This is a genomic window from Rhodococcus sp. KRD197 (genome assembly GCF_017168235.1).
GTDB lineage: Bacteria > Actinomycetota > Actinomycetes > Mycobacteriales > Mycobacteriaceae > Rhodococcoides.
This window is the reverse complement of sequence record NZ_JABFAO010000010.1, coordinates 39,779-61,735: the sequence shown is the minus strand read 5'-3', so window position 1 is coordinate 61,735 and position 21,957 is coordinate 39,779. Positions and strand designations below refer to the sequence as shown.

Annotated in this window: 18 protein-coding genes; 7 read left to right on the top strand and 11 right to left on the bottom strand. The window is 65.5% G+C overall.

What is annotated here, in order from left to right:
- Positions 1–2 precede the first annotated feature (2 nt).
- On the top strand, positions 3–1,448 hold the full coding sequence (locus J1M86_RS15135; RefSeq protein ID WP_206510515.1) for an aldehyde dehydrogenase: 1,446 nt from the start codon (positions 3–5) through the stop codon (positions 1,446–1,448).
- 69 nt (positions 1,449–1,517) lie between these two features.
- Here the strand turns inward: J1M86_RS15135 and J1M86_RS15130 are convergent, their stop codons facing one another.
- The 4 genes from J1M86_RS15130 to J1M86_RS15115 form a co-directional block, all read right to left on the bottom strand.
- Positions 1,518–3,347, bottom strand: coding sequence for a phosphoenolpyruvate carboxykinase (GTP) (locus tag J1M86_RS15130; protein ID WP_206510514.1), 1,830 nt, complete (start codon positions 3,345–3,347; stop codon positions 1,518–1,520).
- A 317-nt stretch (positions 3,348–3,664) separates the two neighbouring features.
- Positions 3,665–4,006, bottom strand: coding sequence for a DUF6802 family protein (locus J1M86_RS26435; protein ID WP_241260130.1), 342 nt, complete (start codon positions 4,004–4,006; stop codon positions 3,665–3,667).
- Positions 4,007–4,037: 31 nt separating this feature from the next.
- Complete coding sequence (locus tag J1M86_RS15120; protein WP_206510513.1) at positions 4,038–5,549, bottom strand: hypothetical protein; 1,512 nt, start codon at positions 5,547–5,549, stop codon at positions 4,038–4,040.
- Entirely contained in the window at positions 5,546–6,565 is a 1,020-nt protein-coding gene (locus J1M86_RS15115; protein ID WP_206510512.1) for a hypothetical protein, read from the bottom strand. The genes J1M86_RS15120 and J1M86_RS15115 overlap by 4 nt, the downstream gene beginning before the upstream one ends.
- 174 nt (positions 6,566–6,739) lie before the next feature.
- On the opposite strand from J1M86_RS15115, the gene trmB reads away from it, so the two are divergent.
- The 3 genes from trmB to J1M86_RS15100 are packed head-to-tail and all read left to right on the top strand — an operon-like array spanning position 6,740 to position 11,451.
- Positions 6,740–7,555 (top strand): tRNA (guanosine(46)-N7)-methyltransferase TrmB, encoded by an 816-nt coding sequence (trmB, locus tag J1M86_RS15110; protein ID WP_206510511.1) that lies wholly within the window; start codon positions 6,740–6,742, stop codon positions 7,553–7,555.
- Positions 7,552–8,256: an NYN domain-containing protein gene (locus J1M86_RS15105; RefSeq protein WP_075837172.1), complete on the top strand. Its 705-nt coding sequence runs from the start codon at positions 7,552–7,554 to the stop codon at positions 8,254–8,256. Before trmB ends, J1M86_RS15105 begins: the two co-directional genes overlap by 4 nt.
- Positions 8,257–11,451: an MMPL family transporter gene (locus tag J1M86_RS15100; protein WP_206510510.1), complete on the top strand. Its 3,195-nt coding sequence runs from the start codon at positions 8,257–8,259 to the stop codon at positions 11,449–11,451.
- Between the two features lie 32 nt (positions 11,452–11,483).
- Here the strand turns inward: J1M86_RS15100 and J1M86_RS15095 are convergent, their stop codons facing one another.
- The 3 genes from J1M86_RS15095 to J1M86_RS15085 all read right to left on the bottom strand — a co-directional run bounded on the left by J1M86_RS15095 (position 11,484) and on the right by J1M86_RS15085 (position 15,347).
- Positions 11,484–13,361 (bottom strand): DUF2339 domain-containing protein, encoded by a 1,878-nt coding sequence (locus J1M86_RS15095; protein WP_241260129.1) that lies wholly within the window; start codon positions 13,359–13,361, stop codon positions 11,484–11,486.
- A 112-nt stretch (positions 13,362–13,473) separates the two neighbouring features.
- The gene (locus J1M86_RS15090; RefSeq protein ID WP_206510509.1) at positions 13,474–14,193 is read right to left on the bottom strand and encodes a DUF1707 domain-containing protein; all 720 of its coding nucleotides are present in this window, start codon (positions 14,191–14,193) and stop codon (positions 13,474–13,476) included.
- Between the two features lie 35 nt (positions 14,194–14,228).
- On the bottom strand, positions 14,229–15,347 hold the full coding sequence (locus J1M86_RS15085; protein WP_206510508.1) for a glycosyltransferase: 1,119 nt from the start codon (positions 15,345–15,347) through the stop codon (positions 14,229–14,231).
- Between the two features lie 118 nt (positions 15,348–15,465).
- Here J1M86_RS15085 and J1M86_RS15080 point away from each other — a divergent pair, with 118 nt between their 5' ends.
- Positions 15,466–15,855: a MarR family transcriptional regulator gene (locus J1M86_RS15080; protein WP_206510507.1), complete on the top strand. Its 390-nt coding sequence runs from the start codon at positions 15,466–15,468 to the stop codon at positions 15,853–15,855.
- A gap of 1 nt (position 15,856) precedes the next feature.
- On the opposite strand, the gene J1M86_RS15075 is transcribed toward J1M86_RS15080, so the two are convergent.
- The 4 genes from J1M86_RS15075 to J1M86_RS15060 are packed head-to-tail and all read right to left on the bottom strand — an operon-like array spanning position 15,857 to position 19,030.
- Positions 15,857–16,111 (bottom strand): autophagy-related protein 2, encoded by a 255-nt coding sequence (locus tag J1M86_RS15075; RefSeq protein ID WP_206510506.1) that lies wholly within the window; start codon positions 16,109–16,111, stop codon positions 15,857–15,859.
- 27 nt (positions 16,112–16,138) lie between these two features.
- Positions 16,139–16,825 (bottom strand): response regulator transcription factor, encoded by a 687-nt coding sequence (locus tag J1M86_RS15070; RefSeq protein ID WP_206510505.1) that lies wholly within the window; start codon positions 16,823–16,825, stop codon positions 16,139–16,141.
- Entirely contained in the window at positions 16,792–17,919 is a 1,128-nt protein-coding gene (macS, locus tag J1M86_RS15065; RefSeq protein ID WP_206510504.1) for a MacS family sensor histidine kinase, read from the bottom strand. The genes J1M86_RS15070 and macS overlap by 34 nt, the downstream gene beginning before the upstream one ends.
- Positions 17,912–19,030, bottom strand: a complete 1,119-nt coding sequence (locus tag J1M86_RS15060; RefSeq protein WP_206510595.1) for an AI-2E family transporter — start codon at positions 19,028–19,030, stop codon at positions 17,912–17,914. Before J1M86_RS15060 ends, macS begins: the two co-directional genes overlap by 8 nt.
- 130 nt (positions 19,031–19,160) lie before the next feature.
- On the opposite strand from J1M86_RS15060, the gene J1M86_RS15055 reads away from it, so the two are divergent.
- Together J1M86_RS15055 and J1M86_RS15050 are read left to right on the top strand one after the other, a co-directional pair.
- Complete coding sequence (locus J1M86_RS15055) at positions 19,161–20,615, top strand: adenylate/guanylate cyclase domain-containing protein (RefSeq protein WP_075837879.1); 1,455 nt, start codon at positions 19,161–19,163, stop codon at positions 20,613–20,615.
- Between the two features lie 30 nt (positions 20,616–20,645).
- Positions 20,646–21,791, top strand: a complete 1,146-nt coding sequence (locus tag J1M86_RS15050) for a YbhN family protein (RefSeq protein WP_206510503.1) — start codon at positions 20,646–20,648, stop codon at positions 21,789–21,791.
- Positions 21,792–21,957: the final 166 nt, after the last annotated feature.

The window sequence follows — 21,957 nt, the reverse complement described above, 5'->3', positions numbered from 1 at the left end:
GCATGACCGACTTCGACACACTGTTCATCGGCGGACACTGGACCACGCCGTCGACCGAGGAGACACTCGAGGTCTTCTCCCCCGCTACGGAAGCCCGCGTCGGAAGCACTCCCGTCGCAGCTCCCGCCGACATCGACGCCGCCGTCGCCGCAGCGCGGACGGCGTTCGAATCCGGGCCCTGGGCCCGCTCAGCCCCCACCGAACGAGCACAGGTTCTCTCCAGGGTCGCCGCGCTCATCGAGGAGCGCTCCGCGGAACTCACCGAGGTGATCTCGGACGAGATGGGTGCACCGCACGCGATGGTCGGCATGCTTCAGCAGACGCCGGCGTTGGCGGTGCTCGCCTACTGCAGCCAGTTGGCCGAGACCTTCCCCTGGCAGGAGACCCGGCACGGCGCCTTCGGACAGACCCGCGTCACACGCGAACCAGTCGGCGTCGTCGCGGCCGTCATCGCATGGAACGTGCCCCTGTTCCTCGCCGTCAACAAACTCGCGCCCGCTCTGCTCGCAGGCTGCTCGGTACTGCTCAAACCTGCACCCGAGACCCCACTCGGCGCGAACCTGCTGGCCGACATCTTCACCGAGGCCGGCGTTCCGGAAGGAGTCCTGTCGGTGCTCCCCGGCGGAGCGGAAACCGGCGAATATCTGGTATCACATCCCGACGTCGACAAGGTGACGTTCACCGGCAGCACAGCCGTCGGGCGATCCATCGGGACCATCGCCGCCCAGCAACTGAAGCGGTGTTCACTCGAACTCGGCGGCAAGTCCGCAGCAATCCTGCTCGACGACATGGACATTGCGTCGACGATGCCGATGCTGCTGATGTCGGGTCTGATGAACAGTGGGCAAGCATGCGTGGCGCAGACCCGCATCCTCGCGCCGCGCTCACGGTACGACGAAATTCTCGACGCCATGGTCGCCGGACTCGGATGGATGACCGTCGGCGATCCCAAAGATCCTGCGACACAGATGGGTCCACTGATCTCGAAGAAGCAGCGCGATCGCGTCGAGGGATACATCGCGAAAGGAAAAGAGGAGGGCGCTCGGATCGTGTGCGGCGGCGGACGCCCCGAGGGCCTCGGCACCGGCTGGTACGTCGAGCCCACGATTTTCGCCGACGTCGACAACTCGATGACCATCGCACGGGAAGAAATCTTCGGCCCGGTGCTCGCTGTCATCCCCTACGACTCGGTGGACGAGGCGATCAAGATCGCCAACGATTCCGACTACGGCCTCGCAGGCTCGGTGTGGACGACCGATATCGACCGAGGCCTGGAAGTTGCTGCCCAAATTCGGACCGGCACATACGCAATCAACTGGTACGCCTTCGACCCCGGATCACCTTTCGGCGGGTACAAGAACTCCGGTATCGGACGCGAAAGCGGGCCCGAGGGTCTCGACGCCTACTGCGAACTCAAGTCGGTCCTCATGCCGCCGGGATACATGTGAAGCACCGATACATGTGTAAACACCTCCGCCGCCCGTATGTACGGGCGGCGGAGGTGTTTACATGCTGCTCTAGCCCAAACGCTGCTTGAGGGCGTCGAACTCGTCCTGGATGCCGGTGGGCAGCTTCTCGCCGACGAAGTCGAACCACTCCTGGATCAGGGGGATCTCCGCCTTCCACTCGTCGACGTTCACTGCGAGCGCCTCTGCTACGTCGGCCGTGGACACGTCCAGGCCGTCGATGTCGAGAGCGTCGGCGGTGGGAACCACACCGATCGGCGTCTCCACACCCGCAGCCTTGTGCTCGATCCGCTCGACGATCCACTTGAGGACGCGGGAGTTCTCACCGAATCCTGGCCAGAGGAAGCGCTTGTCGTCTCCGCGGCGGAACCAGTTGACGTAGAACACCTTCGGCAGTTTGGAGTCGTCGGCGTTCTTGCCGAGGTCGATCCAGTGCTGGAAGTAGTCACCGACGTTGTATCCGAGGAACGGCAGCATCGCCATCGGATCGCGTCGAATGGTACCGACGGTGCCCTCGGCGGCAGCGGTCTGCTCGGAGCCGACGGTGGCGCCCATGAATACGCCGTGCTGCCAGTCGCGGGCCTCGGTGACCAGGGGGACGGTCGTCTTGCGTCGTCCACCGAACAGGATTGCCGAGATCGGCACACCCTGCGGGTCGTCCCATTCCGCTGCCATCGACGGGCACTGGGCCATGGGGACGCAGTAGCGCGAGTTGGGGTGTGCGGCGTTCTCGCCGGACTCGGGCGTCCAGTCGTTGCCCTTCCAGTCGATCAGGTGCTGCGGGGTGCCTTCGAGCCCCTCCCACCAGACGTCGCCGTCGTCGGTGAGACCGACGTTGGTGAACACGGAGTTGCCCTGGTCGATGGTCTTCATCGCGTTGGGGTTCGAATCCCAGTTGGTACCGGGTGCGACACCGAAGAACCCGAATTCCGGGTTGACGGCGTACAGGCGCCCGTCCTCGCCGAAGCGCATCCACGCGATGTCGTCACCGATGGTTTCGGCTCGCCAGCCCGGAATGGTCGGCTGGATCATCGCGAGGTTGGTCTTGCCACACGCCGACGGGAACGCCGCAGCAATGTAGTAGGCCTTGTCCTCGGGAGAGATCAGCTTGAGGATCAGCATGTGCTCGGCGAGCCAGCCCTCGTCGCGGGCCATCGCCGAGGCGATACGCAGCGAGTAGCACTTCTTGCCGAGCAGCGCGTTGCCGCCGTAACCGGAGCCGTAGCTCCAGATCTCGCGCGACTCCGGGAAGTGGGTGATGTATTTGGTTTCGTTGCACGGCCAGGGCACGTCGTCCTCGCCCTCGGCGAGGGGTGCGCCGAGCGAGTGCAGTGCCTTGACGAAGAATCCGTCGGTGCCGAGCTTGTCCAGAACAGCGGATCCCATGCGCGTCATCACACGCATCGATACGACGACGTACTCGGAGTCGGTGATCTCGACGCCCAGCTTGGGATCGTCGGCGCCGAGGGGCCCCATGCAGAAGGGAACGACGTACAACGTGCGTCCGCGCATGCAGCCGCGGTACAGATCCGTCATGAGGCCGCGCATCTCGGCCGGATCCATCCAGTTGTTGGTGGGCCCGGCGTCGATCTCGCGCTCGGAACAGATGTAAGTGCGCGACTCGACACGGGCGACGTCGGACGGATCGGAATTGCCCAGGAACGAGTTGGGCTTCTTCTCGTCGTTGAGACGAGTGAACGTGCCGGCCTCGACCAACGCCGTGGTGAGCCGTTCCCACTCCTCGTCGGAGCCGTCAGCGAAGACCACACGATCCGGCTCGGTGAGTTCTGCCACCTGCTGTACCCAGGCGAGAAGCTCGCGGTGCTGGGTTGGAGGAGCGGCGTCAGTGCCGCTCAAACCGGGAATGGTCGCTGAGGTCATCTAACTCTCCTGGGGTGAGCCGGAACCAGATTCAACACTCGTTCGCTGGCGGGCATTACAGCGAGGCGTTTGCAGATCTGACCTTCCCCTCTCGGTGGGGAGCTGCCCGATCACTCGATCCGCGTATACCGCATAGTACCGGCAACGTCAATCGAGGACACGGGCGCCGGGTGTCCTGGACCTAGGTTAACGGTGGATGTCACTGTTCCGGCACCAGGGTGTTGTCCGATTGGTCACAGAAACGATTCAGCTCGCGGGCAAGAGGGGCCGAACAGTCCCCGAGCTGGCGCAGAGCCATGTCAATACATATGCCCGCCCTACTCGAAGACCTCTCCTTCGCTTGTCTGCTCCCAGCGCGCGGACCCGTCGGCGGCTCTCAGGATCTCCCAGGATTGGTAATGGCCGCCACGTCCGATGGTGGTGAACGTATCGATCACACCGTCGAGGTCGCGGTCCCGTGCGACCGTCATTCCCGCATCCGTATAGCTGACTCGGCTCTCGAAATACGAGTCTCCGTCCACGTCGAAAAGCTCGACACCGTTCGCTCCGAAACTCGACACCCCACCGACACCCGCAACCGCAGCCGAGCTCGCGTCCGGTTCGGCACCGACTGGGTCGGTCAGGCCGGCTCCCAGTAGCAACGCCTCATCGATGTCCATACTCGAACTCCAATCGTGACGACGTTCTCGTCTAACTGCTCAGACGCGCGCGGGGCCCCGTCGGTTCCGTCCGCGCGGGAAGATCGAACTTCTCCACGCCACGGTCGAGGGCCATCAGGTCACGGTCGCACGCGGCGAGGACAGCGGCGCGCTGCTCAGCGGCGGCCCGGAGTTCGGCTTCGACTCGTTCCAGCTCCGACTCTGCGGCGGCTGCGCTCGCCCGAGCGGATTGGTGCGAGGCCGCGAAAAACACCGACTCGGCCGCGAGGATGCGACCGAGCGCGCTCTGTTCGACCGCCGACTTGGTCGACACCGCAGCCTCGGCCACCCAGGCTCGCAGATGCGCTCGATCGGCCACCAATCTTCGCGATCTCACCAACCACCACGCACACAGTGCGCCGAGCACGAGTGAGACAGGTACGACCGCGATATCGAGGGCCGGCACCATCTCGATCGGCGACATCGCGATCCGCCCCAGGCCAACACCGGCCGAGGCGCCGAGAAGAATCATCATCTTGTCTTCGACGCCTCGTCGCCGAGGACTGGGACCGGGTGGTTCGCTGGCTGCTTCCGGCGGGGCCGGTAACTCGGCGGCCAGCTCGAGGTCGGCGTCGATGGCACGAAGCCGGTCGCCGAGACGGTCCTCGACCTGGGACGCGGCTTGGTGCAGTTGTTCGCCCAGGTGTTGCTGCAGATGCGTCAGCTCCGCCCTGTTCGCCGCATCGATCGACTCCCGCGCTGCGGTGGAGAACTGCCGAATGGACTGCCCCAGGTCGTGCACCAACTCCGACCGAGTCAGCTGCAGCCTGCTGCGCAGTGCCGTTGCCCTATCCGTCCGAGCGCGATCGCGCATATCCGTCAGCCGCGCGCGTTCACTGCGCAGTGCCACCGTCGTCGCCCCGCTCGTCACGGCACGCGCCTTGTCGACGATCTCGTGGCGCGCTCCCGCGGCAGCGGCATGAACGGCGGCGTTGTACTTGCGGTCGCGAAGCAACGATTGCGACAGCGACAGCGCCCGGACGAGGTGCGCGAGAACATCCTCGAACCCGGACTCCTCGAGCAGCGCCGAACGCATCCTCGGGTCGATCGCGATGCGCGCTCTCTCCGCAAGCTTGGCCGAGATGGGCCAGAACGTCACGTCGACAGCCCTGGGGACGTGTTCGGCGACAGACTGCGCAATCACCTCATGCACTGCACGCCAGTCCCGGTGGACGTCCGTCTTGTTGACGGCAATCGCGACCGTGGTGGAGTGCAGTGCCGGAGCGAGATCGGTGAGCGCGCGGCGACCGAGCGGCGCCGACGCGTCGACCACGAAGAGTACGGCGGCGGCCGAGTCCACCTCGCGTGCGCGTTCGAGGGGCGCCCCGAGGTTCGCCTCGGCCATTGCATCGAGCTCGGTCGCCACGGTGGTGACACCGGAACCGGGCATTCCCGTGACGAAGACCCCTGCGGGTTCGGCTCGTCTTGCGGCGGCCACCAGATCGACACCTGCCGGGTACCACCGCTTTACGACGCTGTCCATATCGGAGGGGATCTCGATCATCGCGTTGCCAACCGCATGTAGCCGCGCGCAACGGCGAGGGCGGCCCGTGCCTGCGCGGGCGAGCCCGCGGACCGGAAGCGTTCATGCCACAGCTGCACCGTCTCGTACGTGGGCAGATCCGTTTCCGGCTCGCCCAGCGCGTGCAGGCCGGCTCGCATAACTGCAACAACCGCTTCGTCCGAGGCCAGGTACTGCTCGATCTCGGGGCAGCTCGCGGGGTTCTGCACGGCCAGTTCGGTCAGCCGGTGCAGCATCCGGCCGTCGCGCTGCACCCGGACGCCGTCGACGGCTTCCTTCACGGCCTTGGTCACATCGTCGATACCGCTCGTCCGTGCGAGCAACACGCGCAGAATCGCGTCCTCGGTGGCCGAGTTCTCCAGCAGGGCCGCAGTCACGACCCCGATACCGAATGTCTCGAGGTGCCCCAGAAGTTCGAGTCTTTCGTGCCGCGACACCGGAAGGTCGGCCGCGACGAAGCGGTCCGGCGTCAGCAACATCTCTGCAGTCACGGCCCGGGCGACGGCACGAAGCGCGTCGAAGCTCTCCGGTTTACCTTGCGCGAGGCTGACGGCGATGGTGCTCATCAGCGGAAACACCGTCACGCCCATCGCCGCAGACATCTGCTCGACGAGAAGTTCGGGATCGTCGACGGTGTCCGCCTTGGCGAGCACCACCACCAACCCTGCCGCCGCACGTTCGATCGCCGGGGCCACTGCGTCGATATCGGCTCGGTGTACGCCGCCGGCAAGTACATGGACGATGACATCCCCGTCGAGTTCGGGGTCGGGCGCGCGGGGAACGTCGATCGACGCTGCCTCCACCACCTCCACCTCGCCGAACCCGACATCGTGACGGGTGTGGAGCGCGGCACGCACCGATGATTTCCCCACTCCGGTTCGCCCGGATACCAGTACTCGTATCGGCGCGAAACACGTGTCGGCAGCGATCCGGATTTCCTGTTGGATCCGTGGATCACCCACCACCTGCGCGAGTGCTCGAACACGATCCGATGACACGCCGTTCACGTTTCCCCCCGGTTCAGCTCACAGTGAACGACCGGTCCCCACCCGTCGCGGTCGCCAATTCTGGCACAGGACACCGACACGCCGCTGCCAATGCAAGGCTCTGGCCTGCATCGACACCATAAGTCTCAACCACAACTCGAGACCCACCTGTCACACGCGCGCTCGATGCGCGACAATGGACGCGTGAACGACGCACGGAGTACCGCCCACGACCTCGGATCAGGGTCCGACAACACGTCAAGCGTGCGGTCTTCCGACGCCGAGCCAGCCGCGCAGCCTGCGGAGACGCAGAGTCTCGACCGCGGCAATCGCCTGTACCCGCGCGTGACCAGCTTCCGTTCGCGGCGAGGCGCGCTGACCGACGCGCAACAGCAGACGTGGGATGCCTTGTGGCCGCGAATCGGACGTGATGTCGCGACCGAGCACATAGACGTCGACGCCTGGTTCGGACGTCATGCTCCGACGATCCTCGAGATCGGCTCGGGCACCGGAACCGCGACGACGGCCATGGCCACCGCCGAACCACACATCAATCTCATGGCGGTCGAGGTCTACCGCCCCGGCTTGGCACAGACCCTGCAGCAGATCGAACGGGACGGTATCGGCAACGTTCGCCTGCTGCGCGGTGATGCCATGGATGTCCTCGAGAACATGCTGACGTCGGAGTCGCTCACCGGTGTGCGCGTCTTCTTTCCCGACCCGTGGCCGAAAGTGCGCCACCACAAACGCAGACTGCTGCAGGGGCCGACGTTCGCGATGATCGCGGACCGCCTCGAACCCGGTGGCGTTCTGCACGTAGCCACCGACCATGCCGAGTATGCAGAATGGATTGCCGAGGCGGGGAACGCTGAGCCCGGCTTGACCGTTCTCGACTGGGAGTCTCCGATGACACACGAACGGCCGATCACCAAGTTCGAGGGCAAAGCCCAACTTGTAGGCAGCTCGGTGACGGAGTTGATATGGGGGAAGAGCCCACGATGAGCTACAACGGTGATGTTCCGGACCTCACACCTCCCCTCGCGCCCGCGCTCGACACGGGTGATTCTCGCCACACCAAGCGGGTTCTGTTGGTGTGGGACGCACCGAACCTCGACATGGGTCTCGGCGCCATCCTCGGTGGCCGCCCGACGGCCGCCTACCGCCCACGATTCGATGCGCTGGGCCGATGGCTCCTTCAGCGCACCGCAGAACTGTCCGTGGACGGGCAGTCCACACTCGAACCCGAAGCCACTGTGTTCACGAACATCGCTCCGGGCAGTGCCGATGTAGTTCGCCCATGGGTCGAGGCGTTGCGTAACGTGGGCTTCGCGGTGTTCGCCAAGCCGAAGATCGACGAGGACAGCGACGTCGACGCCGACATGCTCGACCACATCGATCTGCGTAATCGTGACGGTGGGCTTGCCGGAGTCATGGTCGCGTCCGCGGACGGTCAGGCCTTTCGTGAGCCGTTGGAGAGCATCGCTGCAACGGGTGTGCCCGTCCATGTGCTCGGCTTCCGTGAGCACGCAAGCTGGGCGGTCACGTCCGAGACCCTGGAGTTTCTCGACCTCGAGGACATTCCTGGCGTCTTCCGGGAGCCATTGCCACGGGTGAGCCTGGACTCGCTGCCGGACGAGGGTGCCTGGTTGCAGCCGTTCCGCCCACTGTCCGCCCTGCTCGTCGGGCGCCAAGGAGTTTCTTAAGTGTTCGCCAGATGGGGAGACCTCGTCCACCGCTTGCGGTTCACGGTCATCGGAGTCATGGTGGCCGCGTTGCTGGGCTTCGCAGCCTACGGTCTCGATCTCAACGACCATCTGAGCCAGAGCGGCTGGGACGATCCGGGCTCGGAGTCGGTCCAGGCAGCTCGACTGGCCGATGAGACCTTCGGGCGCGACAAGCAGGCCGACGTCATCGTTCTCTACACCGCTCCAGAGGGTTCGACCGTCGACGATCCGGAGTTCAACGCCAAGGTCACCGACAGTCTCAACTCCCTCGTCGCGGACAATCCCGAGCAGATCGACCGCATCAACGGCACCTACTTCCGGGTCGACGGGGTGGCCAGTGCGCCTGCTTTGGCGACGGCCGACCGAACACACGCCATCGCCAGCATCGCGATAGTCGGCGACAACGACACCGAACTGACCAACAATTTCCAGGCTGTCAAGGATGTCTTCTACATCGACGGCGTCGACGTGCAGGTCACCGGTCTGCAGGCTGTTGCCGGCGCACTTCAGTCGACCATGGCGAACGACATCAAGCGGATGGAGCTGCTGGCCATCCCGGCCGTCGCGATACTGCTGTTCTTCATCTTCGGCGGCGTCGTCGCCGCTGCGCTTCCCCTGATCGTCGGCGGCCTGACGGTCGTCAGCGCCAACGGCATCGTCAAGCTCTTCACCAACTTCACCGAAGTCAACAGTTTCGTGGCCCCTGTTGTCTCACTGGTGGGGCTCGGTCTCGCAATCGACTACGGGCTCTTCATCGTGTCGAGATTCCGCGAGGAACTCGGCGACGGCCGCACCACGCAGCAGGCTGTTCGACGATCGGTCATGACAGCGGGCCGCACCGTCGTGTTCTCGGCGACCATGATCGTCGCCAGTCTCGGTGGTCTCCTGCTTTTCCCCCAGGGCTTCCTCAAATCGGTCGCGTACGGATCCATCGCGACCGTTGCGCTCGCCGCCCTCACCGCGATCACGATTCTTCCCGCCATGCTGGCCGTATTGGGGCCCCGGGTCGACGCCCTCGGCTTCAAGTTCATGCGCAAGACCAAGTCGTCCGAGGAAATCGAGAACGGCATGTGGGGCACGCTGACCCGCTGGGTCATGCGCAACCCGGTCAAGGTCACCGTCCCCATCGTTCTCGGCCTCGTCCTGCTCACCTTGCCCGTCGGCAACATCAAGTTCGGTGGTATCAACGAGACCTACCTCCCACCGAACAACGTCACCCGGGAAGCGCAGGCCGAGTTCGACGAGCTGTTCCCCGGCCAGCGAACCGAGCCGATCAAGCTCGTCATCGAAGATGCGCAGGGCCCGAATCTCGCGGCAATCACCGGGCAGGCCAACCAGGCACCTGGGCTGGTCGAGAAGTTCTCTCCCACCGGCGCCAGCAAGGACGGCATCATCGTCTTCAAGGCTGGGCTCGTCGACCGCAACGACGCCACGGCCACGATCGATTACCTCCGAAGTATCGACGTGCCCGAGGGCGCGACGGTGATGGTGACCGGCACGCCCGCCATCGAGCAGGACTCGATCACGGCCCTCATCGACAATCTTCCGCTGATGGCGATCCTCGTCGTTCTCGTCGTCACCCTGCTCATGTTCTTGACGTTCGGATCGTTGGTGTTGCCGATCAAGGCCGTCCTCATGACCACGCTCGGACTTGGCGCGACGATGGGAATCTTGACCTGGATCTTCGTCGAAGGCAACGGTGCGGGTTTGATGAACTTCACGCCCGGTCCGATCATGGCACCAGTTCTGGTGCTGATCATTGCCATCGTGTTCGGGCTTTCGACCGACTACGAAGTGTTCCTTGTTTCACGCATGGTCGAAGCGCGCGACAAGGGCGCGAGCACCAGCGAGGCCATCCGCATCGGAACCTCGCACACCGGCCGCATCATCACTGCCGCCGCGCTCATTCTCATCGTGGTGACCGGCGCGTTCGCGTTCTCCGAGCTGGTCATGATGAAGTACATCGCCTACGGCATGATCGCCGCGCTCATCATCGACGCCACCGTCATTCGTATGTTCCTCGTGCCTGGAACGATGAAGCTGCTCGGCGACGATTGCTGGTGGGCACCGCAGTGGATGAAGCGCATTCAGCAGAAGCTGGGACTGGGCGAAACGGTCCTCGACGACGAAGTCGTGTCCGGTGATATCCCCGAACTCGTGATGGCAGGGACAGTGCCGGCGGCTGCATCGACAGGCGATTCGGCCGCGCCTCGCAACGAGCCGTTGACCGAGCCGATCCCCGTCGTCTCCCCGACCGGGTCCGGTCCGATCAGAGCGACTCATGCCGCCCGCGAGGACGAGCGACGATCGGTCACCGGTAGGCCCGCGCACGCCCCGGCGGTCCCACCCGCCGACAGCCCTGCACCCCACAGCCCTGCCCCGGCGCCCGTCAGCAGCGCCGAATCGGCTACCCCGCCGCCAAACCAGGACACCTCGCCTCGCCAGCCGCAGGTACCGCGCGAGCCGGCGCGTCAGGCCAGGCCGATCGTCAACGCCGACTCGACGCCGGATCCTCGGTCCATCGAAAGCTGGCTGGCGGATCTGAGGGCGCCGTCCAACGCCCCGCGCACCGAGCAGCAACCCCTCGACGAAGGCGACCGTGCCGGTACCGGTGAACAGAAGGATGCCAGCGAGCCGAAGCGAGGGCGGCGGCGGGCGGACTCGAGCAACGGCACCGCATGGCCATCCACCCGGTCGTCGTCGGCGAGTGAGCCGGGATCCTCGCCGGTACCCGATCGAAACGGCCACCGCGGCGAGACCAACGGCACCGACCGCAACGGCACCGAGCGAAACGGCACCGTCACGGTCGAGCCGAACGCGCTCGGTAGTGAGACCGCAGCGCCCCGTGAAGTTCGAGGTGAGCAACCCACCGGAGGGGTTCGCGGCTACTCGCAGTCCCAGGGAACGCCCAACGGATCGGCACGTTCGCCGCGTGCGGCGACCGCCCCTCGCGCCCGGTACGACATCTCCACCCGCAACGCACCTCGCCCGGAGCCGGACGATGTCGAGAACCCCGCCGGCTCTTCGGATTCGGAAAACTCCACCCGACGCGCCTCGAGGCGGGCGCCCGAGGACTCGTCGACCCGGAACTCCGACGCCGACAGCGGCCGGCACCGTGGTGGAAGTCAGGCTCTGAGCGTCAGTGAACTGCTCGCGCGCGAGCGCCGGAGGTAGCTCCGGCGCTCGCGAACCTGGGGTGCGGACCGCTACACGGGGCTGGAGGCCTCGGTCACGTGCGCGAACCGGCGCGCATACCGGGTGCCCGCAAGAAGTAGGAGCAACCCGACGACGATGAAGGCTCCCACTCGGAACATTCCGTCGAGTGCACCGAGGTCGAACAGAAACAGTTTCGCCACCGATGCCGCTGTCAATGACAGACCCGCCATGAGCGCGATATGCGCGTACTTTTCGCTGCGCAGACCGAGCGCCAGCAACGCCATCGCCGCCGCCATCCATGCGATTGTCGCCGCGCAATGGCCGGCGACGAACCCGGTCTCGCCGCCGAGGGCTGCGATACCGAGCGCAACGGTTGCCGCGGTGCTCGCGTAGATCGCGACGAGTCCCGCGATGATCCAGCAGGCCCCGAGATTGGCGTCGGCGATCTCCAATTCCGCTGCCACTCGAACCATTCCGACCGCGAGCGCAACCAGCAGGAATCCCGCAAGCACCACCCCGTATCCACCTGCAGCATGGGCGGAGTCCACCACCGAGGCAGGTGGACTGACCAGCAGAAATCCTACCGTCCCGAGTGCCGCGAAGGCAGCTGAAGTGAAATAGGCCAACCGTGACCGCGACCGCTGCGCGGCGACGACCAGCACTGCAGCGACGACCAACAGTGCAAGGGGCCGATAGTCGACCGCCGTCGGCAGGAGGACCGCTTGTAGCAGCGCCAGGGATCCGATGGTCGTGAGCACCACTCTGGCGTTCCGCGGCAGCCACCGCAGCGCGACGAGCGTGATGACGGCAACGAGTGCCACGGCCGACTCGATGATGGACGCCGTCCACGTTCCGAACATGGTGCCAGCAGCCAGAATCGGTAGAGCCGCAAAGCCTATCGTGGCAGTCGCCATGGTGTCGGCGTTGTTGCGACGGAGCAGAGCGGCGGAGCTGCCGAGCCCGAATGCCGCTACCACGGCGGAGACGACGAGAAGGATCAGCGCATCGATGTCGGAGATATCGCCCAACCCGGCCTGTGCGATGGCGATCAGCGAGACCACCACGATCGGCACCGTACGAACGGCGCCCAGAATGGGCCAGTCTCGTCCCAGTTGGGCGGCAAAACTTGCCACGAACGTCGCGGCGAAGAAGCAGACCAGCGCCGGGGTGATTCCTCCGGTCAACACCGGCGCGCAGAGTGCTACCCCGGTCAGAATGAGTACCGCCATGGCCTGCGATCGCCACGAGACCGCCAGCGCGACACCGGCGGCGGCGATGCCGAACGCGGCAACGAGACCGATCGATGTTTCCAGCCACTCGTAGATCACCGTCATCGCAACCACGTCGAGGTAGAGACCGGCAATGCCCGTGGCTGCGACCGCGATCCCGCCGACACGACCACCGGGTTCACCGAAGACGCGAGATCCGATGTAGACGAGGGCGATCGAGAACACTGCGCCGACGCCGACGCGCAGTTCCGGACCGAACCAGCCGGCCTGCGCCGCCAGAATCAGCAGCATCACGACACCGACGAGAGTCACACCCGCACCGGCGACGGCCAGGACGCGGCTGATCACGCCGTCACGTTGCCACCACGGTGTCTTTTCTACTCGTGGCGCGCGCATCTCAACGCGGCGCGCTGGAGGGGTAACCACCGGTTCAGCCCGGGGGCGGGAGTGTGGCGGCATCGGTTGGGGGCCGGTGTCCCACCGCGGGCGTCCCTGCTGAGGCAGAGGCTGCCGGGGTACCGGGACCGGCGGGGGTGCTTGGACCGGCGGGGGTGCTTGGACCGGCTGGGCCACCAGTTGCGCGTGCAGGGCGCCGAGGTCGCCGGAGAGTCGCCGCAGCTGATCACCGAGGGAGGCGAATTGACCGGACAATCCGGCCACCAGGTGCGGGTCGAGTTGGGTACCGCGGTAAGTGGACATGCCGAGAATCATTCGCTGAACCACACCGATGCGCCTGAGTAGTTCTACTCATTCGAGGTAGGGGTTCTCCGCAGAGTGTCACTCACCGAGGAGTGTCACTCACCGAGGAGTGTCACTGACCGAGCATTTTGCGAAACGAGGTTCCGAACGGGTGTTTGGCGGTGATCGATCCGAATCTCACTTTGCCGCGAACGACGATGTGCAGCGGGCCGATCGGAGGTCCCGTGCGCACCTTGTTGTTTGCACTGCCGCCGACCGTTTCGACGGCGTTGAGGTCGACCGTCGCCTCCGAGGGCACGACGAGCGTGACGGTGCTGCAGTAATCGTCGATACTGACCTCGACGACCTGCGAGGACATGACGGCCTGGGTGAAATCGAGGGTCACCGTCGACAGCTTGCTTTCGATCGACAGGGCGCGTGGGACGTTCCACGGTCCTTTGCGGGTGACGGTCGACATGGTTCCCCGGATCGCCTCGGCGCGACTGTCGTGCCACCCACCGACGTGGTTCGGTGCGTAGGTGCGAGCCTGATGCGGCGGGTACTGGGGCTGCGGCGGGTACTGGGGCTGAGCCGGGTGCGGGGTCTGCGCCGGGTACTTCGCCTGCGCAGGGTGTCGGTTCGGGCTCACCGGGCTCTGCTCTTCGGCGACTTGCATACCCGGAAGGTCGATCAGCACCGAGTTCAGCTCTCCACGAGTTTTGGCCGCGAGCGCGGTGTCCATCCGCTCGGTGAACTCGCCGAGCGAGAGCATCCCTTGCCCGACAGCGCGTTGCAGCAGCTGACCGACATGTTCCTTCTCCGCGTCGGACACCCGCAAATTCCTCGCCTCCATGAAGCCCACAATAGGCGAAAAGCCCACGACGGGGGTCAATCGGCGACGCGGCCACATCCGAGAACCGCGAGCATGCCGTCGACCGAGGCGGGCCAACCGAACTGCTCGGCACGGCTTCGCGCCGCGCGCCGTCGGGACGCGGTCGGTATGTCGAGGACTCGCGACAGCTCGCATGCGAATCCGTCTGCGGTGTCGTCGAAGTGGCCACCGCACGCCGGGGTGACGATGTCTGCCAGCGCCGAGGATCGCGACACCACTACAGGTGTTCCGGTGGCCAGCGATTCGAGCGCCGCGAGCCCGAACGTTTCATGCGGGCCGGGTGCCAATGCGACATCGGCCGAGGCCAGTAGCGAGGCGAGCTCTTCTCTGCCGTCGACGAAGCCCACGAACTCGACTGGGAGGCCGCGTGCGCGACGCTCCAGACCGGGTCGGCGGGGTCCGTCGCCGGCCACGACGAGCCGGACATTTGCGCCCGAATGGTGCAGCGCAGCAATGGAATCGATACTCCTCTCGACATGCTTCTCCACCGAGAGTCGACCGCAGTGAACGAGGAGAGAATCGGCGTCGCCGCGCCAGGCGGAGGCGATCAGTGGATCTCGGCGGGATGGATTGAACAAATCGAGGTCGACCCCGAGCGGTACCTCGCTGACGTTGGCGGCGCCGATTCGCTCGAACTCGCGGCGCGCGAAACGAGTCGTGCACACCACCTCGTCGTAGGACCGGGCCGTGCGAGCATTCGCGACATCAGCCATGGCACGCGCGGCCGGTTCAGGGAGTATCTGGCCCAGCAACCTGTCCAACCGCTCGTGCGAGATCATGACGCTGCCGACTCCGCGTCGCGACGCCCACGCACCCATCCCACGAAGTGTCAGACGGTCGGAGACCTCGAGCACGTCCGGCGAGAGCCCGGCCGTCACGTCCGCGACCCGGCGGGGGTCCGCGGCTCGATATCCGCCGGTGAACGGGATACCTACCGCGGGCACGGTGATCCGCAGGACGCCCGTCGGGAGGAGTTCTTCCGACGCCTCGGCCCCCGGGACCACCAGGATCACCTCGTGCCCACGCGCTGTGTAGCCCGCGCCCAGCTGATCGACCGCTGTCCGAAGGCCACCTGATCGAGGACCGTAGAAGTTCGCCAGCTGCACGATGCGCATTGGCGCGAGTATGACGGCTCGGCATGACCGCGCAGCCACGAGCAGACAAATTCTCCCTGCTCCGGTGGTGACGATCCGGGGCCGGTTCACGCGGGCGTGTACGGGGTATCGGCTATCGATGCAGACCACCATCGACGCCACCGGATCGGCGTCAGCCACCCTCGCATGGGAGCGATACATGAATCCGGACCGCTGGCCGGAGTGGGCGCCCCAAATCATGGGTGTCGACTACGAGCACGACCGCCTCACCGCCGACACCACCGGCCGAGTGCACGGTCCGCTGTGCGTGCGCATCGACTTCGAGATTCTCGACGTCGACGAGACCGAGTGGACCTGGACATGGCGTGCATGGTGGCAGCAGCGTGCGCTTGGACTGACACTCACCCATGCGGTCACGGCACGGCCGGGCGGTTCGCGGACCTGGTTGACGGCCGAGGGCTCGCCGCTGCTGGTGCTGCCCTACGCGCCGGTGGCGAAGATCGCCCTGATGCAGCTGGTCAAAGCCTGATCTACTCGCTGCGCTGCGTCGCCTTCGGGTCGGTCTTGTCGGCCGTCACATCCTCGGCGTCCGGTGTGGGCAGCTTCTGCTCGTCGCCGGCACTGTCCATGTGATCGTCGAACTGGCGGATCGCTTCACCACGCTCGTCGGCGTTCTGCTCGGTGTCCGCGTCCATGCCACGTGTCTTCTGCGTGGGGTCGACCGTGGTGTCGACTGGTTCTGAATCAGCGGATTGGGAAGCGGCGGGCTTGTCGGTGTCGGTCATGGCGTCAGGGTTGCCTGAAGAGGGAAGTCACAAACCCTTCTCGATCGCGTAGCGCGTCAACTCGACCCTGTTGGCCAAGTGCAGCTTGCGCAGTGTGGCCTGCACATGGTTCTCCACGGTGCGGTGACTGAGCGACAACCGGGTGGCAATCTGCTTGGCGCTCAGCCCCTTTGCCACCAGCCTCAACACCTCGGTTTCGCGGTCGGACAGCGTGGGGCGGGTGTCGACATGGTCGCTCTGGTCGGGCGCCGTCGAGATCCGTCGATACTCACCCAGCACCAGGCCCGCAAGGCCGGGAGTGAACACGGCTTGGCCAGCAGCCGTGGCGCGTACCGCCTCGTACAGATCCTGCGCGGACGCACTTTTGACCAGGTAACCGGTGGCGCCGGCCTTGATGGCGTCGAGCACGTCCTCGCGCTCCGCCGAAGCCGACAACACCAGAATTCGACTGTTCGCGGAGACCGCGAGCACCGCGGCGGTCGCGTCGGCCCCGTTGCCGTCGGGCAGATGCATGTCCATGAGCACGACGTCGGGGGTGGTGGCGCCGGCACGCCTTCGCGCGGCATCGACGCCGTCAGCGGTGGCCACGACCTCGAACCCCGCCGCCTCGAGATCTCGGGCGACGCCATCGCGCCACATCGGGTGATCATCGACGACCATGACCGAAATGTGCTCGCCGCTCACGTCGGCTCCTTCGGTACTCGAATTTCCCATTCCGTTCCCGATTCGTCCGTATCCAGCGCGGCCACCCCGCCGAGCATCTCCACCCGACCGAGCAGTGATTTCGATACTCCCATGCGACCTTCGGCCACCGCTTCGGCCAGTCTCCCCGGGGCGATACCGGGGCCGTCGTCGCGAATGCTGACGATGATCTCCTCGCCCATGTCCTCGAGCAGAACGTAAGCGCGCGCACCGGGTCCGGCATGCAGCGCGACGTTGGACAGGGCTGTGGAGACCACCGCGGACACCTCGTCGGCGATACGGCCGTCGACGAGCACGGGATCGGGCGGTGTGGACACGGACACCGTGGTGCTGGCCTGCGGCCGCAGCAGGCCGGAAAGGTCGACCTCGGTTCTGGTGGCATCGAATCGCGACGGCTCCCCCTGCTCCGAGATGAGCATCCGGAGCGCGACTTCCTGCTCGCCGGCGAGTTGAGCGAGTTCTTCTGCCGCTCCGCCGATTTCGAAACCGCGGCGACGTACGAGTGCGAGTACCTGCAGAACCCCGTCGTGTACCTGGCGGGCGAGCCGTTCTCGTTCCTCGGTGATGGCGGCCAATCTGCTCGCGCGTTCGAGCTCCGCATGGGCCCGCCGAGCAGTGTTGCTCGCCAAGCCGAGCGCAAGCCCCACCGAGATCAGCACCGGAGCCGTGGCGTCGGTCCACAGGTCGACGTCGACCTGATCCCGCACGATCGCACTGACCAGCGACAGCATCACACCGGAGGCGATGCCGCCCTTGGGACCGAAGAGGAGCGCCGCGGAGATCACCGCGTTGGTGGCCCACAGCGTGGTAGGCAACGTCTGATGCGAGCTGTACCAGTCGTGCTCGGCCACCAACCGGGTCGACGCCATCAACGCGATCACCACGACCTGATCGCCGAGCACCACCTTCCACCGCGCTACCGTCGCCTGCGACAACAGCGCAGCCGACACACCGGTCCATACCGCCATGGTGGCGACGAGGACCCAGCTGAGCCGCGCATCGGTGTAGTTGCCGACAGATGCGATCTGGAAGCTGACGGCGTAGGCCAGGGTGATCAGCCGAAAAGCCTGCGAGGCCCGCCACAGCGGGGTGACGGGGTCAATCATTTTCGGGTTCGGGCCCGTCCGGCACCTCGAGCTCGTCTGGGAGTATCTCGAGCTCGTCTGGGTCCTCGGCGAGCAGAGAACGGATCGCAGTGTTGAGGAGGGCGACGATCGGTACCGCCAACAGGCCCCCGACGATTCCGGCCGAGACGATACCGACCGTGATCGCCAGCACCACCGCGAGCGGATGGATACGCACCGCTCGACCCAACAGCAGCGGTTGCAGCACGTGAGCTTCGAGCTGCATCACCGCCACGACGATTACCAGCGTCAGCAGTGCGGTCAGAAAACCCTTGGTCACCAGGGCGACGAACACGGCAAGGAACCCGGCGAGGAGCGCCCCGACAATCGGAACGAATGCACCGATGAACACCAGAGATGCCAGCGGCAGCGCCAACGGCACACCGAGTATCGCCAGGCCGACCCCGATGCCGACGGCGTCGGCGGCAGCAACCGCCACCGTCGCACGCACGTATCCGACGAGCGACCTGAAGCCTTGACTACCCGCAATCCGGACCCGGCGTCTCGCTGACCTCGGGGCGAGGCGGGTGACGAACTCCCAGATCTTGCTGCCGTCGTACAGGAAGAAGATGAGGATGAACAGCGTCAGCAGTGTCCCGGTCAGGATTTCGCCGACGACCGTTGCGGTGGACAACGCCCCGCTGGTAACTGCGGCCTGGTTGTCCTGGATGGCTTTGACGACGTTGTCGCTCGCCTGCCGAATCTGGTCCTCGCTGATGTGCAGCGGGCCTTGGGCAAGCCACCCCTCGAGATCGGTGACCGAGGCGGTGATCTGATCTCCGAGTTGGGGCAGGCCCTCGATGAACTGTTCGACGACGAACGTCATGATGCCCGCGACGACACCGATGCTCGCGATGATCGCGATGACGACGGCGGCGGCGCGGGGAACGCGACGGCGGTGCATCCAGTCGACGAGAGGCAGCAGCATCGCCGACGCCAACAGGGCGATGGCGAGCGGCACGAACACGATGTCGAGTTGGACGACGACGTAGCAGAACGTGAGGAATCCGGCGAACAGGACAAGCAGGCGCCACGTCCACTCGGCGGCGACTCGAACGTACGGATGTACCGCCTCAGCAGGCGAAGGACGTATTCCGGGGGAGCCCGAAAGTACCTTCGACGCTTCTGCCTGCGGCTCGCGTTCGGTCACCCGGTAAATTTAACCTGTGCTGGCATCCTACCGAGCGGTCTCGCTCACTCTGAGGAGTCGCTGGCCGCTCTATATGCTCTCGATGCTGCTGTCGAATCTCTTCGGCGCGGTGCTGGTGTTCGCGTTCGTTCGCTACGGATTGCCGCTCGAGGAGTCGCAGCCCATCGTCGCCGACCGGGTGCGCAACGTCTATATTTTCGGCGCCTATCTCGTGCTCGCAGGGGCGATCAGTCTCTACTACGCGGCAGTGATGCTGCGGACGGTGGTCCGCTGGCAGCTGCGCGGCGGCCCGCCGACGCGCCGAGAGCAGATGACGACACTGCACGCACCACTGAGGCAGGCCATCGTCCACTCCATCCTGTGGGTGATCGGCGGCTTCATCTTCGTGGTCCTCACCGTGAGCGAGATGCCATCCCTGGCCGTCGCGGTCATCGTCACCGTCGTGATGGCTGCGACCGTGACTTTCGGTTTCACCTACATGCTCGGCGAACGTATCCTGCGACCTGTCGCCGCAATGGCGCTGAGCGAGGGGCGTTTCGATCGCACCTTGACCCCCGGCGTCGGCACCCGAATGGCGATGACCTGGGGCCTCGGGACGTTGATGCCCGTCATCGGCATCATTTTGCTGTGCGTGACGCAGTTGACCACCGACCTCGTGTTCTCCACCAACGCGTTGGCGATCGCCATCATTCTGCTGAGCGTGCTGGCCATCGGTCAGGCGTTCATCCTGTCGATGCTCACCGCGAGTCAGATTTCCGATCCCATCCGCCAGTTGCGTCGCGCCATAGAACGCGTTCAACGAGGTGACAACGACGTCGAGGTCGAGGTGTTCGACGGCAGCGAGATCGGCCGGTTGCAGGTCGGCTTCAACCGCATGATGGAGGAGTCCGCCGAAAGACGCGTTCTCCGCGAGCTCTTCGGCCAGCACGTCGGCGAGGACGTAGCGCGACGCGCATTGCAATTCGGTACCGAACTGGGCGGCGAGACGCGCTTCGTCGCGGTCCTGTTCGTCGACATGGTCGGCTCGACGGCGACGGCGTCGGAACGTCCGCCGGGCGATGTCGTGGTGTTGCTCAACGAGTTCTTTCGTGTCGTCGTCGATGTGATCGACAAGCACCACGGATTCGTCAACAAATTCATGGGTGACGCCGCGCTCGCGATCTTCGGTGCGCCGCTGGATCGCCCCGATGCTCCGACGGCGGCGCTCGCAGCAGCCCGTGACCTGCGATTCGCACTCAACGACATCACCGGTCTCGACATCGGCATCGGCGTTTCTGCGGGGCTCGCCGTCGCCGGGAACATCGGCGCCAAGGAACGCTTCGAATACACCGTCATCGGCGATCCGGTCAACGAGGCGTCCCGTTTGACCGAATTGGCGAAACTACGCCCGGGCCGAGTGCTCGCGTCGACCTCGGCGGTCTACTTCGCCAGCGACGAGGAGCAGGAACACTGGGAGCTCGGCGATCAGGTTCAATTGCGAGGCCGGCGTCGGCTCACCCACCTGGCTTGGCCGGTGGAGCGTCCTTGAGCCGGGCCCGGTAGTGGTTACCCTGTGAAGGTGGCCGAACCCAGACCCGAGCGTGTGGCCGATGCACCCCGCAAACGCAAACACAATCGTCTTCGCTGGCTCAAGTGGGCCGCTGGGATCGCATTGCTCGCCCTGCTCGTTGCTGAAGGAATCTACCTGTGGCCGCGGCTGCACGAATCCTGGCAGGCGTTGACCGAAATCCACTGGGGGTGGGTCGCCGGCTGCATCGTCACGCAGGCGCTGTCACTGAGCGCTTTCGGCCGAGTCCAGAAGCAGCTGATGTCCGCAGCCGGGGTACGCGTGCGGCAGGCGAAATCGGTGGCCGTCATCTACGGAAGCACAGCGATGTCGCTGACGCTCCCCGCCGGCCAGGTGTTCTCCACCGCCTTCACCTACCGGCAGACCCGTCGATGGGGAGCAAGCCCCGTCGTCGCGTCCTGGCAGCTCGCGATCTCCGGGGTCATCGCCGCGTCGGGACTCGCTCTGCTCGGTGTCGCCGGCGCATTGCTCGTCGGCGGATCGGTCAACACCTTCACCCTCGTCGTACCGATCGCGGGCGTGCTCGCGATCGTGTTCGCCGTGCGGTACGTCTCCGCGCATCCATCGTCGATCCGTAGCGCAGCCGGGTGGGTGCTCGGCAAGATCAACAACTTCCGAAACCAAGCACCCGACATCGGCCGCGAACGCGTCGACGCAATCATCGAGCAGGTTCGATTCGTCCGGCTCGGCCCGCGCGATGCGGGCCTGACCTTGACGTGGTCGGTGGTCCACCGTCTCGCGGATGTGGCCTGCCTGGGCTTCGCCTGCTACGCCGTCGGCGCCGATCCCAGATTGTCCGGGCTACTGTTCGCGTTCGCGGCGGCCAAGGCAGTCGGATCGGTCCCGCTCGCACCCGGTGGACTCGTCGTCGTCGACGCCACCCTCATCGCACTGCTCACCAGCGCTGCCTCGATCAGCGCGTCCCAGGCTGTGGCAGCCGCCTTCGTTTACCGCGCTATCAGTTTCATCCTCGTCGCCATCGTCGGGTGGATCGTGTTTCTGGTGCTCTTCCGCAAGCACCAGCACGAGGATCTGGACTACGACTTCGAACTCCAACGGCGCGAAACCAGCGAACTGCACGCCTCCCGCAGCGACGCCGAGCAGCGCGCAGACAGGGCCGACCCCGAAACTGCTTGAAGGTTGTAGTTTCGGTTGCCCGGCTTTTTCGGAGCGAATGTCACAGTCGGTCACTCTGAGTGTGCGAGGGGGCCATTCGCTCACTCGTGGGTGAGCCAATGTGACATTCGGTCACCAAATGCATGTGTTCTCCGTCACATTTTACGCCCGCGGAATACATCCGGAC